The sequence below is a fragment of the Chloroflexus sp. genome (assembly GCF_034435895.1).
Lineage (GTDB): Bacteria > Chloroflexota > Chloroflexia > Chloroflexales > Chloroflexaceae > Chloroflexus.
Genome location: NZ_DAOTWH010000311.1, coordinates 1 through 2,222, shown reverse-complemented (window position 1 = coordinate 2,222; position 2,222 = coordinate 1). Strand labels below are relative to the sequence as shown.

General features: G+C 62.6%; 3 protein-coding genes. All 3 read right to left on the bottom strand.

The window, feature by feature from the left end; genetic code table 11:
* Window positions 1–935, bottom strand: a 935-nt coding sequence (locus U9R81_RS17385) for an FAD-binding oxidoreductase (protein ID WP_322496687.1), incomplete at its 3' end; no start/stop codon positions are given.
* 14 nt (window positions 936–949) lie between these two features.
* Complete coding sequence (locus U9R81_RS17380) at window positions 950–1,573, bottom strand: TetR/AcrR family transcriptional regulator (protein ID WP_322496686.1); 624 nt, start codon at window positions 1,571–1,573, stop codon at window positions 950–952.
* A gap of 114 nt (window positions 1,574–1,687) precedes the next feature.
* The coding region (locus U9R81_RS17375) for an efflux RND transporter periplasmic adaptor subunit (RefSeq protein ID WP_322496685.1) at window positions 1,688–2,222 on the bottom strand (535 nt) is incomplete at its 5' end.

Here is a 2,222-nt window from a genome sequence, read left to right as displayed (position 1 = left end):
GCACGGCTGCCGATCCGCGCGCGCAGAGTCTGTTCGAGCGCAGCTTGCACCGGCGCCGATGGCTGCGATGGTGCGTCCCATTCTGCGGCGGCGAATCGATCGCGGCAGCCGCCGAGGGCGATGCGGCCATCGGGCAATTGTTGCCAGTAATCGTAGCCCCAGCGGGTATAGACTGGGCGTGGGATAAAACAGGCTGGGTCAGGCGCGGTGGCCAACATCTGTAAGCGGGCCGAACGCACCATGCTGCGCAGCTCCGGTGCCAGCCGTTCGAGACCTCCATCAATGGCAATAATCAGGTGGCGGGCCAGTATTTGCCCCTGTGGGCATTGTACGGTTGTGCCTTCGATCGCTAGCGCCGGCGTATGGGTAAAGAGCAGCGCCCCGCCTTGTCGGGCTTGTGCAGCCAAGAACCGGCACCGGTGCAGCGGCTGAAACGCGCCATCGGTAGGCAGCAACAACCCTTCACCCTCTGGGCCGCGGTATGGCTCGACCGGCAAATCATCGGCCCGCATCGCCTGTAACTGAGCGTTACAGTCGGCGGCCTCTGCCGGCGAAGCAGCGATGCGCAGCGATCCCACCCGGCGCACGATCCCCGGCATTGCGGCGGCCATCCGCTCAATTTCGGCGATCGTGAGCCGGTAGATCGCTGCGGCCCGCTCGCGCCCAATGGCAGCGACCGCATCGTGGTAAAACGCGGCGAGCCCGGCCAGCAAAAAGCCGCCGTTGCGTCCGGCTGCGCCGCCACCCACCGCGACAGCATCAATGCCGGCAACGCGCACTCCTAGCTCAAGCAACTCGTGAATGCAGGTCAAGCCCGATCCGCCCAATCCGATGACACAGACATCAACTGCAATCGTTTCGGCGAGGGGCGAATAGAGCGGGTCGGGGACATCGTACCAGATTGGTTGATTGGCTGATGACAATAAGTGAGTCATTGTCGCAACCGGCTTCACACCGGTTCTGACCAGGTGGCTGGCGCTTGCAACCCTTGCCGGAAGATACGCACCACTAAATCCGCCGTCGCCACCGGATCATCGGTTGGCGGCAGATTGCGCCCGCCCACAAACGGAAAGCAGAGTAGCGATGAGAAGGTGCGAATCACATCCACTGGTTGCAAGTCGGCAGCCACTTCACCGGTAGCGATCGCTGCTTCGGCCAAGCGCAAGACGCGCGCTTGCGCTTGCAGCAGTTCGTTGCGTGAATGGGGATGCTTTTCCAGCAGCTCGGCTACTTCCGGCAACCAGAGCTGATATGCCGCCGCGTGGTGTTGAATCTGGAACAACACGCTGGCGTGCAAGAGATCGCAGAGCTGTTCGAGCGGTGACCGATCAGTTGGCTCACCGACCGCCGCCACTGCAAAGAGATCGCGAACGAGGCGCGCAATCATGGTGGCCAGCAAATCTTCACGGGTGGGAAATTGGTTGTAGAGGGTGGGTTTCGAGATGCCAACCCGTGCAGCCAGTTCATCCATCGCCAGCGCGGCAAACCCGCGTTCGGCAATGAATTGCTGCGTCGCAGCGAGGATCTCGTCGCGCAGCATCTGGCGGCGGCGTTCACGGAGCGTTGTGCTCATAAGCGTCTATATCAACCGGCCAACGACATTGTTGTCAACCGGAACTATACCACAAATTGCGCAACAATGTCGCAGCTGGGTTGCGATCCACGGCTGCGACATTGTCCGCCCACATCACTTATCGGTGAGGATGGTAATGCGCACGCTCATGCCGGCGCGCAACCCTTCCTGCTCGTCAAGCTTGACCCGCACGGTGAAGGTGCGCACATTGCCGACCACGTTCGCCACTGGCGCGACAAAATCAACCGTACCCTTAAACACCGTGCCGGGCAGCGCATCAACCCGTACTTCAACAGCTTGGCCTTCGCGCACGCGGGCCACGTCGGTGTCGCTAATTGCCGCCTCAACGTGCAATACACTGTCATCAACGATCTGCACTGCCGGCAGCGCTCCCGTGCCGGCCAGATCGCCGGGATCGACATTCACCCGCGCCACGATGCCATCGAACGGCGTGCGCAACACGGCCTTGTCGAGGTTGAGTTTGGCGGCGGCCAGCGCAGTTTCGGCTATCTTGACCGCGGCCTCGGCGGCGGCCAGATTCTGGCGCGTCGGCGGTGCGGTGATCCGTTCCAAATTGGCTTGAGCCGCCGCTACGCCGGCCTGTGCTGCCGCCAGCGCACCGGCCCGCTGATCGCCGCGCAGCCGGTCG